This is a genomic window from Pseudonocardia sp. NPDC049154 (genome assembly GCF_040648315.1).
Lineage (GTDB): Bacteria > Actinomycetota > Actinomycetes > Mycobacteriales > Pseudonocardiaceae > Pseudonocardia.
Map to the genome: position 1 here is coordinate 1 of NZ_JBEZDN010000073.1, position 22,892 is coordinate 22,892.

Annotated in this window: 24 protein-coding genes; 12 read left to right on the forward strand and 12 right to left on the reverse strand. The window is 71.8% G+C overall.

Annotation, left to right across the window (positions count from 1 at the left end; translation table 11 throughout):
- The 4 genes from AB0B41_RS27860 to AB0B41_RS27875 all read right to left on the reverse strand — a co-directional run.
- The coding region (locus AB0B41_RS27860; RefSeq protein WP_358208443.1) for an Hsp70 family protein at nt 1-473 on the reverse strand (473 nt) is incomplete at its 3' end.
- Between the two features lie 142 nt (nt 474-615).
- A complete protein-coding gene (locus tag AB0B41_RS27865) occupies nt 616-1,125 on the reverse strand; it encodes an SLATT domain-containing protein (protein WP_358208445.1) in 510 nt (169 codons plus the stop codon).
- Nucleotides 1,122-1,562, reverse strand: coding sequence for a DUF4231 domain-containing protein (locus tag AB0B41_RS27870; protein WP_358208447.1), 441 nt, complete (start codon nt 1,560-1,562; stop codon nt 1,122-1,124). The genes AB0B41_RS27865 and AB0B41_RS27870 overlap by 4 nt, the downstream gene beginning before the upstream one ends.
- A gap of 106 nt (nt 1,563-1,668) precedes the next feature.
- The gene (locus tag AB0B41_RS27875; protein WP_358208449.1) at nt 1,669-2,418 is read right to left on the reverse strand and encodes a hypothetical protein; all 750 of its coding nucleotides are present in this window, start codon (nt 2,416-2,418) and stop codon (nt 1,669-1,671) included.
- Between the two features lie 382 nt (nt 2,419-2,800).
- On the opposite strand from AB0B41_RS27875, the gene AB0B41_RS27880 reads away from it, so the two are divergent.
- Both AB0B41_RS27880 and AB0B41_RS27885 read left to right on the forward strand, forming a co-directional pair.
- Nucleotides 2,801-4,300 carry a hypothetical protein gene (locus AB0B41_RS27880; RefSeq protein WP_358208451.1) on the forward strand — a complete coding sequence of 500 codons (1,500 nt, stop codon included), beginning with the start codon at nt 2,801-2,803 and terminating at the stop codon, nt 4,298-4,300.
- Nucleotides 4,301-4,460: 160 nt separating this feature from the next.
- A complete protein-coding gene (locus AB0B41_RS27885) occupies nt 4,461-5,915 on the forward strand; it encodes an SUMF1/EgtB/PvdO family nonheme iron enzyme (protein WP_358208453.1) in 1,455 nt (484 codons plus the stop codon).
- Nucleotides 5,916-5,933: 18 nt separating this feature from the next.
- On the opposite strand, the gene AB0B41_RS27890 is transcribed toward AB0B41_RS27885, so the two are convergent.
- Together AB0B41_RS27890 and AB0B41_RS27895 are read right to left on the reverse strand one after the other, a co-directional pair.
- Entirely contained in the window at nt 5,934-6,812 is an 879-nt protein-coding gene (locus AB0B41_RS27890) for a hypothetical protein (RefSeq protein ID WP_358208455.1), read from the reverse strand.
- A 189-nt stretch (nt 6,813-7,001) separates the two neighbouring features.
- Entirely contained in the window at nt 7,002-7,637 is a 636-nt protein-coding gene (locus AB0B41_RS27895) for a hypothetical protein (RefSeq protein ID WP_358208457.1), read from the reverse strand.
- Nucleotides 7,638-7,737: 100 nt separating this feature from the next.
- Between AB0B41_RS27895 and AB0B41_RS27900 the strand changes: the two genes are divergently transcribed.
- Nucleotides 7,738-8,367 carry a class I SAM-dependent methyltransferase gene (locus AB0B41_RS27900; RefSeq protein WP_358208459.1) on the forward strand — a complete coding sequence of 210 codons (630 nt, stop codon included), beginning with the start codon at nt 7,738-7,740 and terminating at the stop codon, nt 8,365-8,367.
- A gap of 4 nt (nt 8,368-8,371) precedes the next feature.
- Here AB0B41_RS27900 and AB0B41_RS27905 read toward each other — a convergent pair whose 3' ends face one another.
- Nucleotides 8,372-9,802, reverse strand: a complete 1,431-nt coding sequence (locus tag AB0B41_RS27905) for an SDR family NAD(P)-dependent oxidoreductase (RefSeq protein WP_358208461.1) — start codon at nt 9,800-9,802, stop codon at nt 8,372-8,374.
- Nucleotides 9,803-10,149: 347 nt separating this feature from the next.
- On the opposite strand from AB0B41_RS27905, the gene AB0B41_RS27910 reads away from it, so the two are divergent.
- The 5 genes from AB0B41_RS27910 (at nt 10,150) to AB0B41_RS27930 (ending at nt 16,823) form a co-directional block, all read left to right on the forward strand.
- Nucleotides 10,150-11,199 carry a UDP-glucuronic acid decarboxylase family protein gene (locus tag AB0B41_RS27910; protein ID WP_358208463.1) on the forward strand — a complete coding sequence of 350 codons (1,050 nt, stop codon included), beginning with the start codon at nt 10,150-10,152 and terminating at the stop codon, nt 11,197-11,199.
- Between the two features lie 184 nt (nt 11,200-11,383).
- Nucleotides 11,384-13,219: a glycosyltransferase family 2 protein gene (locus tag AB0B41_RS27915; protein ID WP_358208465.1), complete on the forward strand. Its 1,836-nt coding sequence runs from the start codon at nt 11,384-11,386 to the stop codon at nt 13,217-13,219.
- 21 nt (nt 13,220-13,240) lie between these two features.
- Nucleotides 13,241-14,263: a UDP-glucose 4-epimerase GalE gene (gene galE, locus AB0B41_RS27920; RefSeq protein ID WP_358208467.1), complete on the forward strand. Its 1,023-nt coding sequence runs from the start codon at nt 13,241-13,243 to the stop codon at nt 14,261-14,263.
- Nucleotides 14,264-14,279: 16 nt separating this feature from the next.
- Nucleotides 14,280-15,596, forward strand: coding sequence for a UDP-glucose/GDP-mannose dehydrogenase family protein (locus AB0B41_RS27925; RefSeq protein ID WP_358208469.1), 1,317 nt, complete (start codon nt 14,280-14,282; stop codon nt 15,594-15,596).
- Nucleotides 15,597-15,686: 90 nt separating this feature from the next.
- Nucleotides 15,687-16,823, forward strand: coding sequence for a glycosyl hydrolase 53 family protein (locus AB0B41_RS27930; RefSeq protein WP_358208471.1), 1,137 nt, complete (start codon nt 15,687-15,689; stop codon nt 16,821-16,823).
- Nucleotides 16,824-17,004: 181 nt separating this feature from the next.
- Here the strand turns inward: AB0B41_RS27930 and AB0B41_RS27935 are convergent, their stop codons facing one another.
- The gene (locus tag AB0B41_RS27935) at nt 17,005-17,502 is read right to left on the reverse strand and encodes an HNH endonuclease (RefSeq protein ID WP_358208473.1); all 498 of its coding nucleotides are present in this window, start codon (nt 17,500-17,502) and stop codon (nt 17,005-17,007) included.
- Nucleotides 17,503-17,759: 257 nt separating this feature from the next.
- On the opposite strand from AB0B41_RS27935, the gene AB0B41_RS27940 reads away from it, so the two are divergent.
- From AB0B41_RS27940 to AB0B41_RS27955, 4 genes are all read left to right on the forward strand, one after another.
- Nucleotides 17,760-18,017 (forward strand): hypothetical protein, encoded by a 258-nt coding sequence (locus AB0B41_RS27940; protein ID WP_358208475.1) that lies wholly within the window; start codon nt 17,760-17,762, stop codon nt 18,015-18,017.
- Nucleotides 18,018-18,094: 77 nt separating this feature from the next.
- Nucleotides 18,095-18,325, forward strand: coding sequence for a hypothetical protein (locus tag AB0B41_RS27945; RefSeq protein ID WP_358208477.1), 231 nt, complete (start codon nt 18,095-18,097; stop codon nt 18,323-18,325).
- 34 nt (nt 18,326-18,359) lie between these two features.
- The gene (locus tag AB0B41_RS27950) at nt 18,360-18,689 is read left to right on the forward strand and encodes a multidrug efflux SMR transporter (protein WP_358208479.1); all 330 of its coding nucleotides are present in this window, start codon (nt 18,360-18,362) and stop codon (nt 18,687-18,689) included.
- The gene (locus AB0B41_RS27955; RefSeq protein ID WP_358208481.1) at nt 18,679-19,203 is read left to right on the forward strand and encodes a TetR family transcriptional regulator; all 525 of its coding nucleotides are present in this window, start codon (nt 18,679-18,681) and stop codon (nt 19,201-19,203) included. Before AB0B41_RS27950 ends, AB0B41_RS27955 begins: the two co-directional genes overlap by 11 nt.
- Before the next feature lie 163 nt (nt 19,204-19,366).
- Here AB0B41_RS27955 and AB0B41_RS27960 read toward each other — a convergent pair whose 3' ends face one another.
- The 4 genes from AB0B41_RS27960 to AB0B41_RS27975 all read right to left on the reverse strand — a co-directional run bounded on the left by AB0B41_RS27960 (nt 19,367) and on the right by AB0B41_RS27975 (nt 22,874).
- Entirely contained in the window at nt 19,367-19,933 is a 567-nt protein-coding gene (locus AB0B41_RS27960) for a YdeI/OmpD-associated family protein (RefSeq protein ID WP_358208483.1), read from the reverse strand.
- Between the two features lie 4 nt (nt 19,934-19,937).
- Nucleotides 19,938-21,044, reverse strand: coding sequence for a cystathionine gamma-lyase (locus tag AB0B41_RS27965; protein WP_358208485.1), 1,107 nt, complete (start codon nt 21,042-21,044; stop codon nt 19,938-19,940).
- Nucleotides 21,045-21,111: 67 nt separating this feature from the next.
- Entirely contained in the window at nt 21,112-22,119 is a 1,008-nt protein-coding gene (locus AB0B41_RS27970) for an NAD(P)H-dependent glycerol-3-phosphate dehydrogenase (protein ID WP_358208487.1), read from the reverse strand.
- Nucleotides 22,116-22,874, reverse strand: a complete 759-nt coding sequence (locus tag AB0B41_RS27975) for a lysophospholipid acyltransferase family protein (protein WP_358208489.1) — start codon at nt 22,872-22,874, stop codon at nt 22,116-22,118. Before AB0B41_RS27975 ends, AB0B41_RS27970 begins: the two co-directional genes overlap by 4 nt.
- Nucleotides 22,875-22,892: the final 18 nt, after the last annotated feature.

Below are 22,892 nucleotides of genomic sequence, written 5' to 3' on the forward strand. Positions count from 1 at the left end.
GACGCCGCGTAGTGCGCGGCGGCCGCCTCGGGCTCGGTCACCATCTTCGGCATGGCCACCCCGGCCAGCTGCGGGACCTCGTCGAACAGCTCGCGACGGTACGGGCCCCAGTTGGCCGGGTGGGTCAGCACCATCGAGTCCGGGGCGGCGCCCTGGGCGGCCGTGACTTGGGCCACGACGTCGGAGAGCAGGCTGGCCAGGAGGGCGGTGACCGCGTGCGGTGCCCCGCCGAGTATCACCGGCGTGGGGTCGCCGAGGCGGCGTTTGAACTCCCGGCCGACCCGGTCGGGGTTGCTCAGCGCCCGCCGGCCGGCCACGTCGCCGGTGACGACGGTCCCGTCCTCGCGCAGGTACACGACCGCCGGTGTCACCACACTGCGGTCCCCGAGGGTGAACATCTCGACCCGCGATCCGGTGTGCACGGCAGCCGCGACGAACGTCGTCCCCAGGTCCACCCCCAGGCTGTACGACACGACCCGTCCCTCGCGCTTCCACCCGACCGCGGCATCCGAGCATCGATGCCTTGTGCACCGGCGGCTCGCCCCACCGCACGACAGCGTTAACACTGTGCAGAGCGGTGATCACCTGTGGTGAATACCCGGGCAACCTCCGAACTCAGCGGTCCGCACGCGGCGCCTGCTCGTCCTCGCCGGCGGCATCGGCCGGGTCCTCACCCGCCGGGTCGGTCGCGGACGCGGCCCTCACCACGAGCTGGCCCCACTGGCCCCGCTCGCTCCGGAAGACCCACTCGACCCTTTCGATCTCGCGCGCGAGGTCGGCGCCCGGCTCGTCCCAGTCGATGCCCGCCTCCTCCAGGTTGCGCTCGGCGTCGGAGTACAGCTTCGTGAGCTGCGGGAACCCGATCAGCGACTCGTATGCCGTCACCGCACCGGCGAGCGCGCCGAGGACGGCCGCGCCGATCGCCCAGGCGGCTCGAGCGGTGCCGTGCACCGCCTGCGAGACGACTCCGGCCACGGCGGCGGCCATCAGCAGGCCGTTGCGCACGAGCACGACCTGCTCGTGCGCCGCGCGGTACTCCCGCGCCCGGGCCGCGTAGTAGACCCGCTGGTCGTCGATGCGCATCCGCCGGTACAACGCGCGGAACTGGCGGTCCCGGGTGGTCACACCGGTTCCTCCCCCCGTTTGACGGCGACGACCGCCCGCCGCAGCCGCGTGACGCGGTCCGCCTTCGCGTAGCGGCCGGTGCGCGAGAGGAAGCGGAAGTAGGCGGACTTCAACCGTTCGGCCTTGATCCGCTCGTCGAGGAAGGTGTCGAGGGCGCGGAGCTCACCGGCGGCACGGCCGACGAAGGTGAGGAGCAGCCCCAGGACGGCCAGCAGGATCCCGGGCCAGCGCTCCTCCGGGAACACCGCCTGCACCCCGCCCAGCCCGGTGAGCACCGCGGTCCCCAGGATGATCAGGACCTGCTGACGCCGGTACCTGTTCTGGTGGACCAGCGCTGCGTGGTCCGAGGCCGCGAACTCCGGGCCGACGATCTCGTCGGCGAGCTCGATGTCCGCCGCCAGCTGCGGGTAGTCCGCCGCGACGGCCGGGTCCAGCACCGAGCGTGTCCGTGCGCGTGGAGGCCGCAGGCTCGGGAACCGAGCGAGCAGCGCCGGTCGTCTCATCGGTCGTCCCCTCCTCGTGTGGGGGATGACTCGTCGCCGGCTAGCCGGATGTGACTCCGAGCGTCTCGGCGACCACGGACCGGAGTGCGCCGGGCTCCTCGATCGGGACCACCCGGATCGGCCCGGTCCGGGCGAGCGCGACCGCGCGGCGGTCCGCCTGCCGGCCCGCGATCGCGTCGGCGAGTGCGTCCGCGGTGCGTCCGGTCCCGGCGAGGACGATCACCGGACGCCCGCGTTCGAGGCTGCGCTCCACGTCGGCGTAGGCGATCTCGCCGCCGTTGACCAGCACGGTGGCCGATGGCCCACCGTCGGCGAGGACGTCGGCGACGGTCGCGAGCCACGGCGCCTCGTCGCCCCAGGAGCTCCCGGGTACCAGCAGCAGGTGGGTGTGGTGCTGCTCCGGGGCCGCGACATCGGCCGAGCTCATACCGGGAGCGGCTACGGTGCCACGAGCAGCCACCCCGACCAGCGAAAAACGCCCGCCGGCAGTCGACCGGGCCCGCCCGATCGCCCGCATCACCCCGGCGTCCGTGCCGCCGTCGACGACGGCGACATCGTGCTCGTCGAGGAGTGGGACGAGGTCCGTGCGCACGAGGTCCTGCAGGCGGCCGAGCACCTCGTCGTCCATGCCGTCCGCACCACCGACCAGCACGAGGACCGGACGCCCGCGACGAAGCCCCGCGCCGTCGAGCACATCAGGGAGATCGTCGCCTGTCGCGATCTCGACGATCAGCGGGCCGTCGCCGGCGTGCGGTCGGGGGGACGGAGGATGCGCTCCCGGATCATCCATTGCTCTCCCCCGCCTCGCGCAGGCCCGCACCCTACCCGCGGCGGCGGGCCGTTCGGAGAGAAGAGAGGTCGAGGGGCGGGCTGGAACCGGAGGAACACGACACCCAGGTACGCAGTACGCAGATCTGCGTACTGCCTGTCACCGGCCGAGTACGCGAACCTCTCGGGAAGGGTGGCTCGGAGCTCACCGCGCGTCTCGCCGGGGGGCTCGGCGTGCCGACGACTCGTCGAGGGGGAGGCACGTGGTGCGTCGATCCGATCAGCGCGAACGGCCGAGCACGAGGCGAAGGGTCGCCGGACATCCACGCGGCCCGGTCGGGCAGCTGCCGCCGGATGGTTCCCCGAAACGACATCGCAAGGCGATCGCGTGGACGGCGGCGACCGTGGCCAGCGCGCTGATCGGCGCCCTCGTGACCTTCAACGTGGACGAGATCAAGGTGTGGTTCTCCGAGCAGGAGCCTCTTCTCGCCCAGTTCTCGGCGGTCGAGAAGCCGGCCTTCAACGGCTTCATGCTGGTGGCGTCGGATGCGTCGCGGGTTCCGGCAGGGACCGGCGACAGCACCGACTGCGACGAGCTGTGGCGCCAGGGCATGGAGGCCGGCGCCCTCCCGGTCGACGAGCGCATCCAGCGCCTCCTGTTGAGGGGAGACGCGAAGAACGGCGTCACCCTCACCGGTCTGCGGGCGCGGGTGACGAGCCGAGGACCCGGCGAGGGCGACGCCGCTCTGTGGTGTCCGGGTGCCGGAACGCTGGATCCGGTCGGCTTCGCGTTCGACCTCTGGTCCCAGCCCGGAGATCCGGTGGTCGACGTCGCCGACGCGGCCCGTCACTCGACGGATCCGGAGAAGCCCACGGCGCCGGTCACCCAGTTCGACGACGGGTTCGCGATCGCTCTGAAGGAGAACGAGACGATCCCGCTCGTCTTCCAGACGAGGCTGCCCCAGGACCGGATCACCTGGTACGTCGAGGCGGACGTGCTCGTCGGCGACACGATGCGCACGGTACGGATCGACGACGGCGGGCAGGACTTCTACAGCCCCGGCACCCGGACGGACGTCAACGGCTACGACCGCGGCCACCTCGCCGGGGTCGAGTACACGGACTGGGGTGTCGACGTGGGCGGCGTGGTCCACGACGAGCCCTCCGGTCGGACGGTCGAGTACGCGGGCCTCCGGATCCCCGTCCCGGCCGGCGACGTGGACGTCTACCACCCGAACGACGGCTCGGTCGCCCCCAGCGGCTACCGGGCCGTCCGCGTCGACGGCGAGATCGTGGCGCGCTTCAACCCATCCGGCGTGGCGCCCGAGCCGGCGCCTGCCGTGGGCGACCGGTGCGGTCCGGCGGGGGCCGGCAGCATCCGTTCCGTCTCGCCGGTCGCCACCGCCGGCGACGCCGTCGTCGAGCGGACCGGCTACGACGTGAGGTGCAGCGAGGGCCCGTCGTTGCGCTACGAGCAGTCCCGCCCGGTCGGCACCGACACGACGATGACCGCGATCCTGACGCCGGCCGACGACCCACAGGTCGCCGCCCGGATGCTCGGCGGGCTCCGGCACACGTCTCCGCCTGCCCCGGCGACAGCCCCCACGGTCGAGCCCGTCCAGGCCCTGACGGAGATCCCGCCGATGCGCGACGCGGTCGACACCCCGACCGACGTCGTCTACCTGACCGAGACCTTCGTCGACTCCCGTGGGACCGTCCTGCGTTTCGACAAGGTCGACTACCGTGGCGGCTCGGTGATCAACGAGAACTCACGCACGCGGACGGTCGTCGACACGAGCGGCCGATGGGGCGGCGAGGTCGAGCGGTTCCGCAAGGAGCACACGCTGGTGGTGCTCTCCCGGTCGCCCGACGGGCAGGTGCTGGGGCTCAGCCCGGTGACGTGATCACCCGCGTGTGGCTACGCTCGACCTCCACCGACTAGTAAAGAGCTGTGCGGTGCCGCCGCCCAGCCCGGACAAGTGGCAGAACTACGTACGCGCGAGCGGTTCTGAGCGGATCACGCCCCCGATACCCTGCGTCACGCAACGGCGAAGTGAGCGGGGCATGGCCGACATCTTCTTCAGCTACAAGCGGGAGGACAGGCCCCGCGTCGAGCCCCTCGTGCGACTGCTCGAGAGGGAAGGGCTCAAGGTCTGGTGGGACCCGGACCTGGTCGCCGGCGAGCGGTTCGACGAGGTCATCGCCGAGGAGATCGACGCTGCCCTGTGCGTGATGGTCGCCTGGTCCGCCCACTCCGTCCGTGCACCGTGGGTGCGCGACGAGGCCTCTCGCGGCATGCGGCGGGGAGTGCTCGTGCCGATGAGCCTCGACGGCACGGAACCTCCCCTGGGCTTCGGCGTGATCCACACCCCTGACCTGAAGGGCTGGAACGGCGACGAGCAGGATCCGCGCATCCGGCATCTCGTGGCCGACGTCGTCGGGCGCGTCACGGGTAAGACCCCGGACGTCGGGAGCCACGAGGGTGCCGACCGGTCAGCACTGTCGCGACGACGACTGCTCCAGATCGGCGTGGGTGCGGGCGCCCTCCTCGCCGCCGGTGTCGGTGGGTGGGCCCTCGACCGGGCCGTCGGGCGCCCGCTCCCGCCTATCCGCACCGAGCGCTTCCCGGTCGCGTCGGTCGACGCGACCGGCGCCCGGCTGCCCGACCAGACCGGAAGTGCCGAGGTCTTCGACCTGCCGGTCGGAAATGCCTCCCTTCCGTTCGCGATCGTGCCCGGCGGCGGCTTCGTCGTCGGATCTCCCGACAACGAGCCGGGACGGCGGGCGAACGAGGGACCGCAGCAGCAGATGCAGGTCGGACCGTTCGCCATCGGCAGGACGACGGTCACCCAGACCCAGTGGGAGGCACTCGTCGAGGCGTCGCCGGCCCCCGTCGAGCGGCCCCTCGCCGCCACCCCGTCGTCGTTCAGTGGCCCCGAACTGCCCGTCGAGACGATCAGCTGGATCGAGGCCTCCGAGTTCTGCGCCCGGCTGTCCGCCCTCACCGGACTCACCCTCCGGCTGCCGAGCGAGGTCGAGTGGGAGTACGCCTGCCGCGCCCACAGCACGACCCCGTTCCACTTCGGACCGACGATCACCTCGGCTCTGGCGAACTACCTGGGCACGGGTGGTGCGGTGGTCCGGCGCGAGGGCGACGCGGACGTCGTGAGCCCTGACTACGGCGGCCTCGTCCACGAGAGCGGGGCGTACGACCAGGGGCCGCTCGGGCTCTACCGGGCCGGCACCGTTCCGGTCGGGACCTTCCCGCCCAACCGGTTCGGCCTCCACGAGGTGCACGGGAACGTGTGGGAGCACTGCGCGGACGTCGGCCCGGTCGACTACGAGCGGATGCCGGACGGCGGGACGCCCTACACGGGTGACGGAGGCAGCCACGTGCTGCGCGGGGGTTCGTGGTCTCACAACCCCGCGATCTGCCGGTCGGCCTACCGGGACAGGATGAGCGCCGACAACCCGGGCTGGCCCGGTCGGGTCGGCCTCCGACTGGTGTGCGAGATCTAGCCCGCGCGCACGTCGGGGCTAAGGGTTCGTCGAAGCACTGTTGCCGCCCGAGCCTCCGCTCGATCGACGTGAGCTGTTCGAACCGCTCTGTGAGCTCATCTCTTCGCTGCTGCTCGGCATGCCGCCGGGGTCTTCCATGTCGGAGGGCTCGCGCTGCGGAGGCGGCGGATTCTGAGGTTTCGGTTTCGTGGTGGTGTTCGGCGATGCGGGCGGCGGCTTCGGCTTGGTCGTCGTGGTCGGCGCCGGCTTGGGCTTCGTCGTGGTGAGCGCCGGTTCGGGCTTCGTCGTGGGCGGCGCGGGCGTGGGCTTCGTCGTCGGCGCGGGCGTGGGCTTCGTCGTGGTGGGCGCCAGTTCGGGCTTCGTGGTCGTGCCCGGCGGCCGGGACGACGACGTCGGCGGGATGACCGGCGGAGGGGCCGGCGGCGCGGCCTCGTTCTCCGGCGTCAGGGGGTTGTCCACGACCCCGCTCGCCGACTTCGTGAAGCCCGGGCTCATGCCGGCCGGGCAGCTGACGGCGGCTGGAGCCACCTGGTTCAGCGTCACGGTCAGGGCCGTGTAGACCGCGCAGCGGGCCGAGTTCCGGTCGGGCCCGAGGCCGTTCCAGCCGTAGGTGCTGGCCTTCTGGAAGCTCCCGAGTGCGCCGGCCTGATCTCCTCGGCACATCTGGACGGCGGCCGTGAACAGCAGCACCTCGCGTGGTCCGGTCAGCCGGTCCCAGGTGGAGTTCAGGGCCTGCTGACCGGCGTCGCACCCAGTGCGCAGCGCCCGATAGACCTGTGCGTCGGGGTCGTCGCCCGTGACGTCGGCGACCAGCGCCCAGTCGTAGCTCGGCTCGAAGGTCGGCAGCGGCTGGGGAACCTCGGCTCGCCCACCGCAGGCGGTCAGCAGCAGAGCCACCCCCGCGAACGCCAGGGCGCGGGCCAGCCACGGCCCGACCTCGCGGGCGGGCCGGGCAGGACGGCGCGCGTCCTCGCTGGCCACCGGTCGAGGGTCCCAGGCCGGGCGGTCGACGTCATCGTCGTGATGGCGCAGTCCGAGGTGTGAGAAGTGCGTATGGACAGCTACGGACGGTCGAACCCTGCCGGGTCAGCGCGAGGGAACGATCTTCTCGACGATCCGGTAGACGGCATCGGTGATCAGCACGACCGCCTCGTGGTGTGCCTGTTGGGGCTTGCCGATCGGGTCGACGACCGACAGCTCCTCGCGGTCGAGCGGCACGAGCCCCCGTTTCATCCGGGCCTGCTCCACCAGCTCGTGGGCCCGCTTCACGGGGTCGCCCTCGGGGAGCATCGTCTCGTCGACGGCGTCGGCCAGGGCGGCGAACTCGCGCAGCGCGAAGGTGTTCTTCAGGCCGGCGGGCTCCCGCTCCACGACGGCACTGCGGTGGCGGAGGCTCGCACCCAGGACCAGGTCGGACCGGCGGACCATGGAGCTGCGCAGTTGGCGGGCGCGGAAGGCGCCGGCCTGCGCCGGCCCGTCCAGACCCCAGGGAGCGAGCTCGTCGCGGGTGTCGGGGTGCATCATCTCCCCCACCACCGCGTTCACCCCCGCGCTGGAGATGTCGAAGCGCGCCGCCTCGCGTCCCCCGAGCTTCCCGACGAGCAGGTGACGGGTCATGATCTCCGCGGCAGGCGAGCGACAGAGGTTGCCGGTGCAGACGAAGAGCAGCCGGAACGTGTCGGCCCGCGCGGGGTCGAGGTCCGGCCGCGAGTGTCTGCCCACCGGCCCAGTGTGACTGGTCGGTTCGGGCTCCGCCCACTCCGTGGCCAGGTTTGGGCGCGGGCACGCGAGGATTTCGATGACAGGGGCAGGAGGTGGGCGGGTGGTCACGGACAGGCAGAGGGCGCGGTGGGCGCGGTGCTGGGACGGGAGCGTCGACGCGACGGACCGCTCCATGCGCCGGCTGGACGAGGTGCTCTTCCGCGACTGCCGCGCCTGGGTCTGCGGGCAGGCGGAAGGGGCGGTTCTCGAGGTCGGCGTCGGGACCGGGTTGAACCTGCCCCACTACCCGTTCGACGTCCGGCTTACCGGCATCGACCTGAGCCCCGCGATGATCGGGGTGGCCCAGGAGCGCGCCGAGGCGCTGCGTCGTGAGGCCGACCTGCGGGTGGGCGACGCCGAACAGCTCGACCTGCCCGACGCGTCGGTCGACACCGTCGTGTGCACCTTCTCGCTCTGCAGCATTCCCGACGACCGGCGGGCGGTCGACGAGATGGTGCGAGTGCTCAGGCCGGGTGGCCGGCTCCTCCTCGCCGACCACGTCGCGTCGTCCGTGGCGGTCGTGCGGCTCGTGCAGCGCATGACGGAATGGGTGTCGATCCCGGTCGGCGGCGAGCACTTCCGCCGGCGCCCGCTGGACCATGTCCTCGCGGCCGGACTGCAGGTGGAACGACGCGAGCGATTCGCGCTGGGCCTGGTCGAGCGGCTGGTCGCACGCAGACCGGGAAACTGAGCCGTCAGACTCCCGCGGCCAGACCGTTCGGCCGGACCGCCTGGGCGATGACGTCGTCGACCAGGAGATGGTCGGGATCGGCCGGCAGAGCCGGATGGGTCGACGCCGCGAAGCGCCCGAGACGCTGCAGATCGTCGGCCGGAGCTGAGTGGAGGCAGGCCTGGAGGGCGGACCACGTCGCCTCCGTCAGCACCGCACGCAGCCGGGCGTCGGACACGCCGTCGCCACACGCCGACGCGAGTTCTGCGATGCGCACCTTCACCGCCTCGGACTGCCGCCCCCGCACGCCGATCCGGTTCGCCTGGTCGGCCAGGATCGAGTCGCACGAGTACGACTCGAGCGCGTTGATCAGGGGACCGGCGTGGCCCGCTGTCGCCGGGTCGTACGACGCGGGGTGCACCCCGGCCTCGTAGCCCGCCTCGTAACCGCAGAAGTAGATCGGGGCACTGCTGCTCACCTCATGGCGAACGCCCAGCGCGAGGTCGAGCAACGAGAAGGGCCACTGCAGGTTCCGGAGCGTCACCAGGCCGGACCGCTCCGCCGCCGCCGTCATCAGTTGCGCGGACTCGAGCGCCGACTGGCCGTAGAAGGCGATGTCGGGCGAGTGCAGCCGGATCGTGCCGCCGTCGCACCACTGGCGCAGCTTGCCCAGGATGAGGCTGTTGTCCACGACGTGCGTGAACCGCACGGCCGAGGTCACCGGCAGGGTCAGTCCGGACAGCAGAGCCTCGCCGATCTTCTTCGTGGCGGCGTAGACGTCGCGGGTGAAGTAGCGCACCGCCTTGCCGGTCGAGGCGAACACGAGCCGGCCCGCTCGCACCTCCTCGGCCGCCCGGAACACGTTCCGGCTGCCCAGGACATTCGTCTCGACGGTCCGGCGCACCTCGCGCTCCGCCGCACCCGGGTCGCGGACGGCCGCCAGGTGGAAGACGGCGTCGGGCCGGATCCGACGGAACGCCGCACCGACGTCGTCGGCCGAGCGGACGTCGACCTGCTGGTACTCGACGCCGGGCACGAGGCGTCGGGGACGGGTCAGGCCGCGACTGAGGCTGACGATCCGGCGGTGTGGTGTCGCAGCGAGTTGCTCCAGGAGCGCGGTGCCGATGCACCCCGTCCCGCCGGTGACGATGACCGTCTCCCCGGCGAGATCGAGGGGCGGCAGACCGGCCACACCCCGGCGGACGACCGCTCGGAACCGGTCGTACTCGGCGGACCCTTCGGAGGTCCGCGCAAGCTCGTCGGTCGACGCGGACAGCAGGCCGACGAGCTCGTCGTCCAGGATGGACATTCCTGGAGGGACCGAGTCGCGCATGTGTCCAACGATCTCGGCGCGGGTGCCCGTGGGCGAGGCCATGCGGCTCTCCTCCGGAGTGAACGAGGGACGAAGGTATCCTCGACGTTTCCCACTGCCGGAGAACCGGGCATCGCCGGGCACTCACAATGAGAGACGTCCGCGGTCGACCGACCCCGCGAATACGCTCATATTCGCCGGTGCGGGGAAGATCGTTACCGATCCCGGGCGCCTGATCCACAGTTCTGATGATCTCGAGGGCCGCGCACCGCAGAGCCGACGAGGTCAGCGACGACGTCATCACGCAGCGTCAATGCTTCTGTAACAATCCAGGCGTCATGCGCTGCGGTGACACGAGTCTGCTGTGATCGATGCCACCCGAGGTAACGACTGAGCGTGGCGCACCGAGTCTTGCCGCAACGTGACGATGCCGTCCGCGTCCGCTCCCCGAAACAGCACGCACACACCCACTCCCCTGCCCTGGAGAAGTCATGCGAATTGTGGTGACCGGCGGCGCCGGATTCTTGGGATCGCATCTTTGTGACGCCCTGATCGCACGCGGTGACACCGTTGTCTGCGTCGACGACCTGTCGACCGGCCGTGCCGGGAACGTCCAGCACCTGGCGGCGAATTCCCGTTTCTCGCTCGTCGTCGCAGACGTGTCGGCGGAGCTCACCGTCCCCGGTCCGGTCGACGCCGTGGCCCATCTCGCGAGCCCGGCCTCGCCGCCGGACTACCACCGCCGTCCACTGGAGACGATGGCGGTCGGCAGCCGCGGAACCGAGAACGCGCTGCGCCTCGCCGAGGCCAACGACGCCCGCTTCGTGCTCGCGTCGACCAGCGAGATCTACGGCGACCCCCTGGTGCACCCGCAGCCGGAGTCGTACTGGGGCAACGCCAACCCCGTCGGGCCGCGCAGCATCTACGACGAGGCCAAGCGCTTCGCCGAGGCTCTGACCTCCGCGTACCGGCGCACGCTCGGGGTCGACACCGGGATCGTGCGCATCTTCAACACCTACGGCCCCCGCATGCGGCCGCACGACGGACGCGTGGTGACCAGCTTCATCGCCCAGGCCCTCAACGGGGATCCGCTGACCATCTACGGCGACGGCACCCAGACCCGCAGCTTCTGCTACGTCGACGACCTCGTGGCCGGTCTCGTCGCGATGATCGACTCCTCCGAGGCGGGTCCGGTCAACCTGGGCAATCCGGTGGAACGCACCGTCGCCGAGCTCGCCGAGCTCGTCCTGGGGATCACCGGTTCGGACTCGCCGATCGAGTACCACCCCCTGCCGATCGACGACCCGACCCGCCGCAAGCCCGTGATCATCCGGGCGCAGGAGGTCCTCGACTGGAACCCCGAGATCCCGGCCGAGGTGGGGCTGCAGCTCACGGTGGACTACTTCCGCCAGCACCTGGACGAGGTCGTGGCCGCCCGGCCGGCCATCGCCGGCGGCCAGATGGACGGCGCCCCCGCCGTCGCGGTTCCCCCACAGGTCGGTCCGGCCGCCGTCGAGACCACCCGGGCGGCAGTGGCCTGACCCGGCCGCACCGCCCGTCATCCGCACCATGACCAGCGCATCCCCCGACCCCGGCCGCGGTCGTCCCGCAGGTCCGTCCTTCCCGACCCGAGAGGGCCATCCGATGCACGGAGCCGCGCGCCGACTGTCGGCCGCACAGGCTCGAGACGACCTGTCCACCGCGGTCACGACACGCCTACGGGTCGTGCCGCCCGTCACGACCGCACCGGCGCCGCCGACCGATCCCTACGAGGCCGTGACCGAGCTGTCGCAGGGACAGATCACGCGGATCGACCGGGACGGTCCGGCCTTCGACCGCCGTCGTAACCGACGCCGCCGGATGAACCCGAGGTCGTTCGTGCCGGTTCTGTCGACGCGGGACCGCGTGGTCGTCGCCCTGCTGTCGGCGGGCTGGGTCGCCTGCCTGGTCTACTTCTGGGTCTGGTGGTTCCAGCCGAGCCACCGCGTGACCTGGGTGGGGCTCACGATCAACAGCTGCCTGCTCGTCTACCTGTCCTGCCTGCCGATCTACTTCATGGTGGGGGTCAACAGGCTCAAGCGGATCTCGCCTCTGATCGGGGTGCCTCCGCTCCGGGTGGCCTTCGTCGTCACGCGGGCACCGTCCGAACCGTTCGAGGTCGCGAAGGCCACCCTTCGGGCGATGCTCACGCAGGACTATCCCCACCCGTACGACGTCTGGCTCTGTGACGAGGCGCCGACCGACGAGATCTGGCGATGGTGCGCCGCGCACGACGTGCGGATCTCGACCCGGCACGGCGTCACGTCGTACCACCGCGACTCGTGGCCTCGTCGGACGAAGGTCAAGGAGGGCAACCTCGCCTACTTCTACGACCACTACGGGTACGAGCACTACGACGTCGTGTCCCAGCTCGACTGCGACCACAAGCCGGAACCCGGCTACCTCGCGGAGATGGTCCGCCCCTTCGCCGACGACGCCATCGGCTACGTGTCCGCACCCAGCGTCTGTGACACCAATGTGGACCAGTCGTGGTCAGCGATGGGCCGGTTGCACCGCGAGGCGACGTTCCACGGGCCGGCACAGCTCGGGCACAGTGCGGGCCTCGCGCCGGTGTGCATCGGCTCGCACTACGCGGTGCGTACGCAGGCTCTGCGGCAGATCGGTGGCCTCGGTCCGGAGCTGGCCGAGGACTTCTCCACCACCTTCCTGCTCAACTCGGCGGGTTGGCACGGCGCGTTCGCCATCGACGCCCACGCGCACGGCGACGGGCCGCTGACCTTCTCCGCGATGCTGGTCCAGGAGTTCCAGTGGTCCCGGAGCCTGACCGTCGTGATGCTGGGCCTGGTCCCCCGCCATCTGCCCCGGCTGCCCTGGCGGCTGCGGATCCGGTTCGTCTACGCGCTCATCTTCTACTCACTCCTGGCCCTCACGACCGTCGGCGGACTCACCCTGGCGCCGATCGCCGCTGTCCTCGGAGTGCCGTGGATCAACGTCGACTACGTGGGCTTCCTGCTGCACTGGTGGTCGATCTCGATCTGGGTCCTCGTACTGGCGATGCTGCTCAAGCGACGAGGCCTCCTCCGGCCGGCCGGTGCGCCGCTGGTCAGCTGGCAGAACTACCTGTACTGCCTGACCCGGTGGCCGTACATCGCGCGGGGCGTCGCCGTCGGGATCCTGTACAAGATCCGGCCCCGGCCGACGACCTTCAAGGTCACCCCCAAGGGTGCAGGTGGGCTCGAACCGCTGCCGCTGCGGCTGATCCTGCCGTACGTCCTGGTCACGCTCGTCATGTCGGGCGCCTCGCTCTACGCCGAGAGCTTCACCCAGGCCGCAGGCTACGTCTTCCTCTGTCTGCTCGCCGGGGTGACCTATGCCGGGGTCGGCATCGCCGTCCCGTTGCTGCACGCCCGGGAGGCGGCCCGCATCGCCGGGCGACGGTTCGCCTCGGCCGTCCGCGAGACCGTGGCGGTGCCGCTGATCGTGGCCTGCCTCGCCGTCGTCCCGGTCGCCGTGGCCCTCGCCCGGTACCCCGCCTACTTCGTGTCCGTCTTCGGCTGGTAGCCGGGACCGGAAGGAACCACCATGCCCGAGACCGTCCTGGTGACCGGCGGCGCCGGCTTCATCGGCAGCCACACCTGCGTCGAGCTGCTCGACCACGGCCACGAGGTCGTCGTGGTCGACGACTTCTCCAACAGCGCGCCCGGCGCGGTCGACGCGGTGATGAAGCTCGCCGGCCGCCCGCTGACCCTGCACCACGCGGACCTGCGCGACCGTGCGGCGCTCGACGCCGTCTTCGCCGCCCACGACATCGACGCCGTGGTCCACTTCGCGGCGAAGAAGGCCGTAGGCGAGTCGGCGCGGATCCCGCTCGAGTACTTCGACATCAACATCGGCGGCACCACCGCCCTGCTGCGCGCGATGAACGACCACGGCGTGCACCGGCTCGTGTTCTCGTCGTCGTGCTCGATCTACGGTGACACCAGCAAGGTCCCGCTCGACGAGGACGACCCGGCCGGGCCGACCAACCCCTACGCCCGCACCAAGTACATCTGCGAGCAGCTGCTGGGCGACGCGTGCGTGCGGTACCCCGAGATGTCGGTGATCGCGCTGCGGTACTTCAACCCGATCGGCGCGCACCCCAGCGGCATGCTCGGGGAGGACCCGACCGGCGTCCCGAACAACGTCCTGCCCTACATGGCGCAGGTCGCGGTCGGACGGCTCGACGAGCTGCCCGTCTTCGGTGACGACTACCCGACCCCGGACGGGACCTGCATCCGGGACTACATCCACGTCGTCGACGTCGCCGACGGACACCGGGTCGCGCTCGACCACCTCGACGAGCAGACGGGTCTGCGCGTGTTCAACCTCGGCACCGGCCGCGGCGCCTCCGTCCTGGAGCTGATCGCCGAGTTCGGCCGTGCTGTCGGACAGCCGATCCCTTACCGCATCGAGGACCGCCGCGCCGGCGACGTCCCGATGCTCATCGCCGATCCCGGCCGCGTCGAGCGGGCGTGGGGTTGGCGGACCACCCGCGACCTCACCGCCATGTGCGAGGACGCGTGGCGCTTCCAGCGACTCAACCCCGCGGGCTACCCCGCCGCCTGACCCCCAGGGACACACCATGCACATCACCGTCATCGGCACCGGGTACCTCGGCGCCGTCCACGCCGCCTGCATGGCCGACTCCGGCCACGAGGTCCTCGGCGTGGACGTCGACCCCCGCAAGCTCGCCGCCCTGTCCGAGGGCCGGCCGCCGTTCTTCGAGCCGGGCCTGCCCGAGCTCCTGCGCCGGACCGTCGACGCGGGGTCCCTCCGCTTCACGGACTCGCTGCAGGAGGCCGGGGAGTTCGGCGAGGTCCACTTCGTCTGCGTCGGTACCCCGCAACAGCCGGGTTCCTATGCGGCCGACATGAAGTACGTCGACGCGGTCGTCGACGGGCTGGCCCCGCACCTGCGCGACGGCAGCCTCGTCGTCGGCAAGTCGACGGTCCCCGTCGGCACGGCGGCCCGGCTGGCAGGGCGCATCGCCGAACTGAACCCGGCGGTCGACGCCGAGCTCGCCTGGAACCCCGAGTTCCTGCGGGAGGGCTTCGCGGTCCAGGACACCCTCCGCCCGGACCGGCTCGTGGTCGGCGTCACCTCGGAGCGGGCCGACGCGGTGCTGCGCGAGGTCTACGCGCCGATGCTCACGGCCGGCTGCCCGTACATCAGTACCGACCTCGCGACGGCCGAGCTGGTCAAGGTCGCGGCGAACTCGTTCCTCGCCACGAAGATCTCGTTCGTCAACGCGATGGCCGAGGTCTGCGACGCCGCGGGCGGCGACGTCGTCACCCTCGCCGACGCGATCGGGCACGACACCCGTATCGGGCGGCGGTTCCTCTCGGCCGGCGTCGGGTTCGGCGGGGGCTGCCTGCCGAAGGACATCCGGGCGTTCATGGCCCGCGCCGGCGAGCTCGGCGTCGGCGAGGCGCTCTCCTTCCTCAAGGCGGTCGACGAGGTCAACATGCGGCGTCGTCAGCGCACCGTCGACCTCGCCCGCGAGCTGGTGGGCGGGTCGTTCCTCGGCAAGAACGTCGCGATCCTCGGTGCCGCCTTCAAGCCCGACAGCGACGACGTGCGGGACTCGCCCGCGCTGAACATCGCGGCCGCGATCCAGCTGCAGGGCGGGCAGGTCCGGGTGCACGATCCCGAGGCGATCGACAACGCCCGCGCCCAGTTCCCGACTCTCGACTACGCGTTGGACATCGAGAAGGCGTGCGAGCGGGCCGACCTCGTCCTGCACCTCACCGAGTGGACGCAGTACCGGGAGCTCGACCCCGGCCGCCTGTTGACGGTGGTCCGCGAGCCGCTTCTGATCGACGGGCGGAACACCCTCGACATGGCCGCGTGGCGATCGGCGGGATGGACGGTGCGTGCACTCGGTCGTTCGCAGCACTGATCACAGTACGGTGACCTGGCCGGCGTCCCGCCCGGGGCCGCCGGCCAGGTGCTGTCCCGCTCCGCAGCCCGACCGATCCGGAGGACCTCCGTGCCCACCCGACGGCAACTGCTCTCCGCCGCCGGACTCCTGCTCGGTGCCGCTGTGAGCGGGTGCAGCGCGCAGGACGTGGCGGGCTCCTCCGCTCCGGTTCCCCGCAAGCGGATCCGCGGGGCCGACCTCTCCTTCACCCTGCAGATGGAGGCGATCGGCGCACGATACGTCGACGGCGGTGCGACAGCACCGGTCGAGCGGCTCCTGGCGGCACGCGGTGCGAATCTCGTGCGCCTGCGGGCGTGGATCGACCCGCCGGCCGGGTACAGCACCCTCGAGTCCGCGCTCGCCCTCGGTCGACGGGCCCACGACGCCGGTTGCGACATCCTGCTCGACCTGCACTACTCGGACTTCTGGGCCGACCAGTACAGCCAGTCCGTGCCCGCGGCGTGGGCCGACCAGGACCTGGGACGTCTGACCGACACGGTTCGCGCTTACACCCGCGACGCCGTCGCCGCCTTCGCCCGGCAGGGCACCCCGCTGTCGATGATCCAGATCGGCAACGAGATCACGACCGGCATGCTGTGGCCCGTCGGCAAGGTCTACGAGCGGGGCCACGAGCACTGGGACGGCTTCGTCCAGCTCCTGGAGGCCGGGCTCGCCGGGGCGCTCGACGGGGCCACCGCGCCACTGGAGACGATGGTCCACATCGACCGCGGCGGCGACAACGGCGGAGCCCGCTATTTCTACGACGCGATCACCTCCCGCGGAGTGGATTTCGATCTGATCGGCCTCTCGTACTACCCGTTCTGGCACGGTTCGTTGGACACGCTCGCCGTGACTCTCGGTGACCTCTCCCGGCGGTACGAGAAGGATGTCGTGGTCGTCGAGACCTCGTACCCATGGACACTCGAGCAGGCCGACGGCACGGAGTACTACGCAGCGCGCCTCGACGAGCTGCCCGATGCAGCCCGGTACCCGGCGACGCCCGAGGGCCAGGCCGCCTACTTCGAGGGGCTTCGGGCGGTGGTGGACGGGGTGCCCGACGGCCGCGGCCGAGGCTTCGTCGTGTGGGAACCCGCCTGGCTCCCCGGGGTGGGCTGGGACCACGGCGAGGGCAACCCCTACGCCAACCTCACGATGTTCGACTGGAGCGGCGCGGGACTGCCGTCGTTGGGCGCCTTCCGCCCCTGATCCGCGGTCTCATCAATGCTGGGTATGTCCGGTACTCAGGGTTAACGAGCGGGCACCCATGGGCGAACATCGGAGCACAGGACTCCCGCCGCGCCCTGCGGCGGGTCGTACTGATCGGCCCACCGCCCCGATCAGTGCGCGAACGGCCCGCCCCCGCGCTCGGGGGCGGGCCGTTTGAACGTCAGGCGGCCTGGGCCAGCCACGGCTCCCAGGCCGGATGCGGCTCGACGGCCAACACCAGCACCCCGCCGGCGGCGCGGCTCGGCGGCCTGGGCGTGATCCGGAGGCTCCAGCCGATCTCCTCGATCAACTTGTCGGCCTTCTTCGAGTTGCAGGCTCTGCAGGCGGCGACGCAGTTCTCCCAGCTGTGCGCCCCGCCCCGGCTGCGCGGGATCACGTGGTCGATCGTGTCGGCCTTCTTGCCGCAGTAGCCACAGCGCCGCAGGTCGCGACGCAGGACGCCGGCCCGGGTCATGGGTACGGCGCGGCGGTACGGCACCCGCACGTACCGGGAGAGCCGCATGACGGACGGTGCGGGGACGGTCAAATTCTCCGAATGGAAGGCCGCCCCTTCGAGGGCGGCCTGCACACACTCGGCTTTACCGGAGAGCATCAGGACGATCGCGCGTTTGGCCGTGACGACGGCGAGAGGCTCGAAGCTCGCATTGAGCAGCAACACCCGTGAACCCGGCGGGAGCGCAGTTACCCCTGCACTCCCTGCCCCCGTGGCCTCTTCCCCGGTCTCGGGGACGGCGACGAGGGGTAGGGGTTGTCGATCCGGCACGCGACCACCTCCGCTCGGATGAGGTAAGTCGACCATACGAGAGCCGGGTTACGCACGTGTGATATTGAAGCGGACACGCGGTGCTGGTAGGCGGCCATGATCGGCCGACGAGCGGCCTCGGGCTCCACCGGTCGGTCGGGGACACTCGGTGGATGCTCGCCGCGGTCGTCCTCGTCCTCCTCGTGGTCCTGGCCGGGTTCAGCAGCGACACGCGGCTCGTGGGCGCCGCCCTCCTCGCTCTCGTCTCCGTCGCCTGGCTGCTGGTCAACAAGCCGATGGAAGGCGTCGTGCTCGTGGCCGTCTCCGAGGGCAAGGGTTTGACCGGCGGCGATCTCGCAGGCATAGCCGGCTTGATGGTTGCCGGATTCCGCGCCACGCAGGAGCTTTGCGCACGCCGTCGTCAGAGATGACGATGTCAGCGGCTTTCCTGTTACGCGGGGACATCGGCCGGCGATGCTCTGACGAGTCCCGCCGAGAGAGGAACGCCGTGTCCAGCCCGCGCCGCCCGCTCGTCCTGCCCGACATCGAGCCCGCCACCCAGCTCCTGCCCGTGGTGCCGGGGCACAGCATGCCCGAGCCCCGGGTCGAGCTCGACGACTACCTCGCCGAGCTTCCCGAGCCCGTCGAGGCCAGCAGGCGACGGGACCCGCTGGTGTGGGCCGCCGCGGCCCTGCCGGTGCTGACGCTGCTCGCGATCCTGCTGACGATGTTCCTCTGACTTCTGGAGCGATCGCTCAAGTAGTCTGGCGGGCATGTGGTTCTGGCTGGCCGGTGCGATCGTGGCCGAGGTGACCGGCACGGTCGCCCTCCGCTACTCCGAGGGATTCTCGCGGCTGTGGCCGTCGGTGGTCGTGGTGCTGGGTTACGGCGTCGCCTTCTACTCGCTGTCCCGGGCGCTGTCCGGCGGCATGCCGATCGGCGTCGCGTACGGGGTGTGGGCGGCCGTGGGGGTCGCGCTCATCGCCCTCATCGGCGCGTTCTTCCTCGGCGAGTCGCTCAGCTGGGTGCAGGTGGGCGGGATCGTGCTGGTCATCGCCGGGGTGCTCGCGCTGGAGCTGGGCCGGACCTCGCATGCCGCCTGAGATCGCCGACGGTCGGCTCCGCAAGGGTGCGGTCCGGCGGCGGGCGTTGCTCGACGCCACGCTGCGGCTCGTCGGCCGGAGCGGCGTGGCGGCGGTGACGCAGCGGGCGGTCGCCGGGGAGGCCGAGCTGCCGCCGAGCGCGGTGCTGTACTACTTCGCGAGTGTCGACGAGCTGCTGGTCACGGCGCTGCGGGAGGTCAACGACCGGTACGTCGACGACCTGAGCACCGTCGAGACACTCGACGGCCTGGCCGACCTCCTCGCCGGCTATGCGGCACAGGATCGTCAGCGCACGATCGCCGAGTACGACCTCTACCTCCTCGCCGCCCGCCGCGCCGACCTGCGCCACGAGCTGGAGCGGTGGGACACGGCGTTGGACGAGCTGGCCCGACGCCTGGACCCGGATCGCGCCGAGCTCCTCGCCGCCGCCGTCAACGGCCTCTACCTCCGCGCCGCCACGAGCGGGATCGACCGGTCCACAGCCGCACGGATTCTCGGCGCCCGGAGCATGTGAGCGCAGCGGGGAACATGCGGCCACGCTGCGGCGGGGGGATGACCGCAGCGTGGCCGCACCGGCTGACGGGTGTGGTCTGAGGGGCACACCCGCCGCCGTCCTACGCGTTATCGGGTGGTTCGTCGACCGACCGGGACCCGTTATCAGCTCGTGATCTCGAAAGTCAGCGCGATTCAGCGCCCTCGCCCCGCGCCTCCGCCACCGTGACCGCGATGCGCCGAACCCGCGTCTCCGGCTTCTTCGCCCGGGCGAGGGCCTCGAGGTGGGCTCGACGAGTGGAGGGTGACATCGCCTCCCACCCCGCGGCGGCGGCCGGATCGGCGTCGAGGGCAGCGCGCAGGTCGTCGGGCACGATCCCGGCCTGGGCATCGGCGAGCAGCATCCACATCCCGTTGGCCTTGGCGACGTCGATCGCGGCCTGACCCGCCGGCGTCATCCGGCCCTCCGCGACCAGCTGCGCGACGAGCTCGCGGTTGATGGTGCTCCACGCGCTCTGCGGGCCCCGCGGGCTGAACCGCTGCTTCCGCGACGAGTCGTCGTGCTTGCGGGAGAGGCCGTCGATCCAGCCGAAGCAGAGCGCCTCCTCGAGGGCCTGCCGTTGCGTCAGACCGGGCCGGCCGGAGCGGGCGTGGGGGATGACGACCCAGGCCTCGCGTGCAGTCCCGGCGTGCGAGGCGAGCCACGCGCGCCACTCGCCGGGAGTGGTCGCGTCGAGCGGCTCGGCCTCCATGGGCTCAGCTCCGCACCGCGTCCAACGCCCCGAGCACGTCGGCGACCAGGTCGTCCGTGTCCTCGCAGCCCGCGGAGAGCCGGAGCAGGCCGGGCGGCACGGCGTCGCCCCACCGCGCCCGCCGGTCGGCGGAGGTCTGGAGGCCGCCGAAACTGGTCGACGACGACACCAGCCGAGACGCGGCGAGGAACTCCCCCACCGCCTCGGCCGAGGGCAGCGTGAACCGCAGGACCCCGTTCCACCGCCGCATCTGCCGCGACGCCACCGCGTGGGAGGGGTCGGAGGGCAGGCCCGGCCACCGGACGTCGGACGCGGCGGGGTGCCCGAGCAGCGCCTGGACCAGCGCGTGCGCGTTCTTCGCCTGCCGCTCCAGCCGTAGGTCGAGCGTGCCGAGGCCCCGGTGCGCGAGCCAGGTCTCCATCGGGCCGGGGATCGCGCCGCTGCGGGTGCGGGCGGCCCGGACGCGTCCGGCGAGGATCGGGTCGGCGCAGGTCACGTGCCCGAGGACGACGTCGCCGTGCCCGGCGAGCGCCTTCGTGTCACTCGCGATGACGAAGTCGGCCCCCAGCGGCAGCGGCTTCTGGCCCAGCGGCGTGGCGGTGGTGTTGTCGACGGCCACCAAGGCGCCGGCGGCGTGCGCGGCCTCGGCGATGGTACGGATGTCGCACACCTCGAGCCCCGGGTTCGACGGCGTCTCGAGCAGCACGAGGGAGGCGCCGTTGAGCGGCTCCCACGCCCCCGCCGTCCCGAACTCGCGGACCTCGACGTCCATCGGCGCGAGCTCCTCGGTGGCGACGAGGCGGCCGATGTAGTACCCGTCGCTGGGCAGGACGACGGCGGTGCCGGGCCGGGCGCACAGGCGCATCACCGCGGACAGCGCGGCCATCCCGGAGGCGAACGCGACGCACTCCCCGCCCTCGAGGTCGCCGACCGCGGCCTCGTAGGCGCTCCAGGTCGGGTTGCCGGCCCGCCCGTAGAAGTACTCGGGCTGCGGGTCGTGCGGGAGCCCGAGGTCGAAGGTCGCCGACAGCACCGGGCCGGGGTGCACGGCGTCGCCCAACCCACCCGACGGATGCCCGCCCCAGACGCAGCGCGTCCCGTCCCCGCTCATCGTCCTCCCAGCTCAACGGTGGTCGTGAGTGCCGACTGCCGCTCTAGGGGCAGTTGCCGCTCACGGGTCACTCGGGCTTCGGCGCCCGCGAGATCAGTTCCTTCGCCATGGCGGTGGCGGAGTAGCCCTCGTGGCACACCCGCCGCACGGCGTCGGCGATCGGCAGTTCCACCCCGTGCCGTTCCCCGAGCTCGCAGATCGACACACACGATTTCACGCCCTCGGCGACCTGCCCGTGGTTGGCCGCCTCGGCCTGGGCGAGGGTCTCGCCGCGGCCCAGGTGCTCGCCGAAGGTGCGGTTGCGGGAGAGCGGCGACGAGCACGTCGCCACCAGGTCGCCGAGCCCGGCGAGCCCCGCGAACGTCAACGGATCGGCGCCCAGGACCGCGCCCAGCCGGGCGGTCTCGGCCAGGCCGCGGGTGATGAGCGAGGCGCGGCTGTTGTCGCCCAGCCCCATCCCCGCCGCGATCCCGACGGCCAGCGCGATCACGTTCTTGCCCGCGCCGCCCAGCTCGCAGCCCACCACGTCGGTGTTGGTGTACGAGCGGAAGTAGTCGTTCGACGTGGCGGCCTGCAGCTCGACGGCCCGCTGGTGGTCCGCGCACGCGATCACCGTGGCCGTCGGCTCTCCCTGCGCGATCTCCCGCGCCAGGTTCGGCCCGGAGACGACGGCGATCTGCTCCGCCGGCACCGCCGCCACCTCGGCGATCACCTCGCTCATCCGCTTGAGCGTCCCCAGCTCGACACCCTTGGCCAGGCTCACCAGCGTGCGCCCCGGCGGGAGCAGCGGCTTCCAGTCGGCCAGGTTGGCCCGCAGGGTCTGCGACGGCACGGCGAGGACGACGGCGTCCGCACCGTCGAGCGCGGCCGCCGCGTTGGACGTCGCGGAGAGGTTCTCGGGCAGCGCGACGCCGGGCAGGTAGTCGGCGTTCTCGTGCCGGTCGCGGATCGCGCCGGCCACCTCGGGTCGCCGCGCCCAGAGCACGACCTCGCGGCCCGCGTCGGCCACGACCTTGGCGAACGCCGTCCCCCACGACCCGGCGCCGAGGACCGCGATCTTCGACAGTCCCGTCACGCCGGCCCGCCGTTCCGCTCGACCTCCGGCGCCTCGGGCGCGGCCGGCGTCGCCGCGGCACCCCGCCGGTAGAAGCCCGGCGGCGGCGTCTCGTCCCGGACCTCGGCGAGCAGCTCCTTGCAGCGGGTCATGAACAGCTCGGTCACCTCGCGGAGGATCGTCGCGTCGATCGGCCTGCCGCGGTAGGCGGACAGATCGACGGGCGCGCCGGCCTTCACCGTGATCCGCGTCCGCGGCAGCGGCCGGAACTTCTTGTTGTAGTGGTCGTACACCTCGCGGGTCCCCCAGTGGACCATCGGCAGCACCGGCACGTCCGACGACAGCGCGAGCCGCGCCGCGCCCGTGCGCGAGTGCATCGGCCAGCCCTCGGGGTCACGGGTGATCGTGCCCTCGGGATAGATCACCACGACCTTGCCGTCCGCCAGGCCCTCGACGGCCGCGGAGAGGCTGTGCTGGGCGTCGGCCGAGTCGCGGTAGACCGGGATCTGCCCGCTCCCGACCAGCACCTTCCCGAACACCGGGATCTTCCAGAGGCTGGCCTTCGCCAGGAACCGCGGCACGCGGCGGGCGGTGTGCACCCACAGCGCCGTGTACACCGGGTCCAGGTACGAGATGTGGTTGGCGACGACCAGCGCGCCGCCCTCGGCCGGAAGGTGCTCGCGGCCCTCGTAGCGGGGACTCCCGACCAGGTACGACAGCGGGTAGAACACCGCCGCCGCGACTCCGACCCAGAACCCGCCCTTCTCGCGCGCCACCGGTGCCCCTCTCCTGTC

Excerpts from the sequence above, each read along its gene's own strand:
- AB0B41_RS27885 (WP_358208453.1), top strand. The coding sequence starts at position 4,461 with ATGGCCGACATCTTCTTCAGCTACAAGCGGGAGGACAGGCCCCGCGTC.
- galE (WP_358208467.1), top strand. The coding sequence starts at position 13,241 with ATGCCCGAGACCGTCCTGGTGACCGGCGGCGCCGGCTTCATCGGCAGC.
- AB0B41_RS27965 (WP_358208485.1), bottom strand. The coding sequence starts at position 21,044 with ATGAGCGGGGACGGGACGCGCTGCGTCTGGGGCGGGCATCCGTCGGGT.
- AB0B41_RS27910 (WP_358208463.1), top strand. The coding sequence starts at position 10,150 with ATGCGAATTGTGGTGACCGGCGGCGCCGGATTCTTGGGATCGCATCTT.
- AB0B41_RS27875 (WP_358208449.1), bottom strand. The coding sequence starts at position 2,418 with ATGGATGATCCGGGAGCGCATCCTCCGTCCCCCCGACCGCACGCCGGC.
- AB0B41_RS27950 (WP_358208479.1), top strand. The coding sequence starts at position 18,360 with ATGTGGTTCTGGCTGGCCGGTGCGATCGTGGCCGAGGTGACCGGCACG.
- AB0B41_RS27955 (WP_358208481.1), top strand. The coding sequence starts at position 18,679 with ATGCCGCCTGAGATCGCCGACGGTCGGCTCCGCAAGGGTGCGGTCCGG.
- AB0B41_RS27925 (WP_358208469.1), top strand. The coding sequence starts at position 14,280 with ATGCACATCACCGTCATCGGCACCGGGTACCTCGGCGCCGTCCACGCC.
- AB0B41_RS27940 (WP_358208475.1), top strand. The coding sequence starts at position 17,760 with ATGCTCGCCGCGGTCGTCCTCGTCCTCCTCGTGGTCCTGGCCGGGTTC.
- AB0B41_RS27960 (WP_358208483.1), bottom strand. The coding sequence starts at position 19,933 with ATGGAGGCCGAGCCGCTCGACGCGACCACTCCCGGCGAGTGGCGCGCG.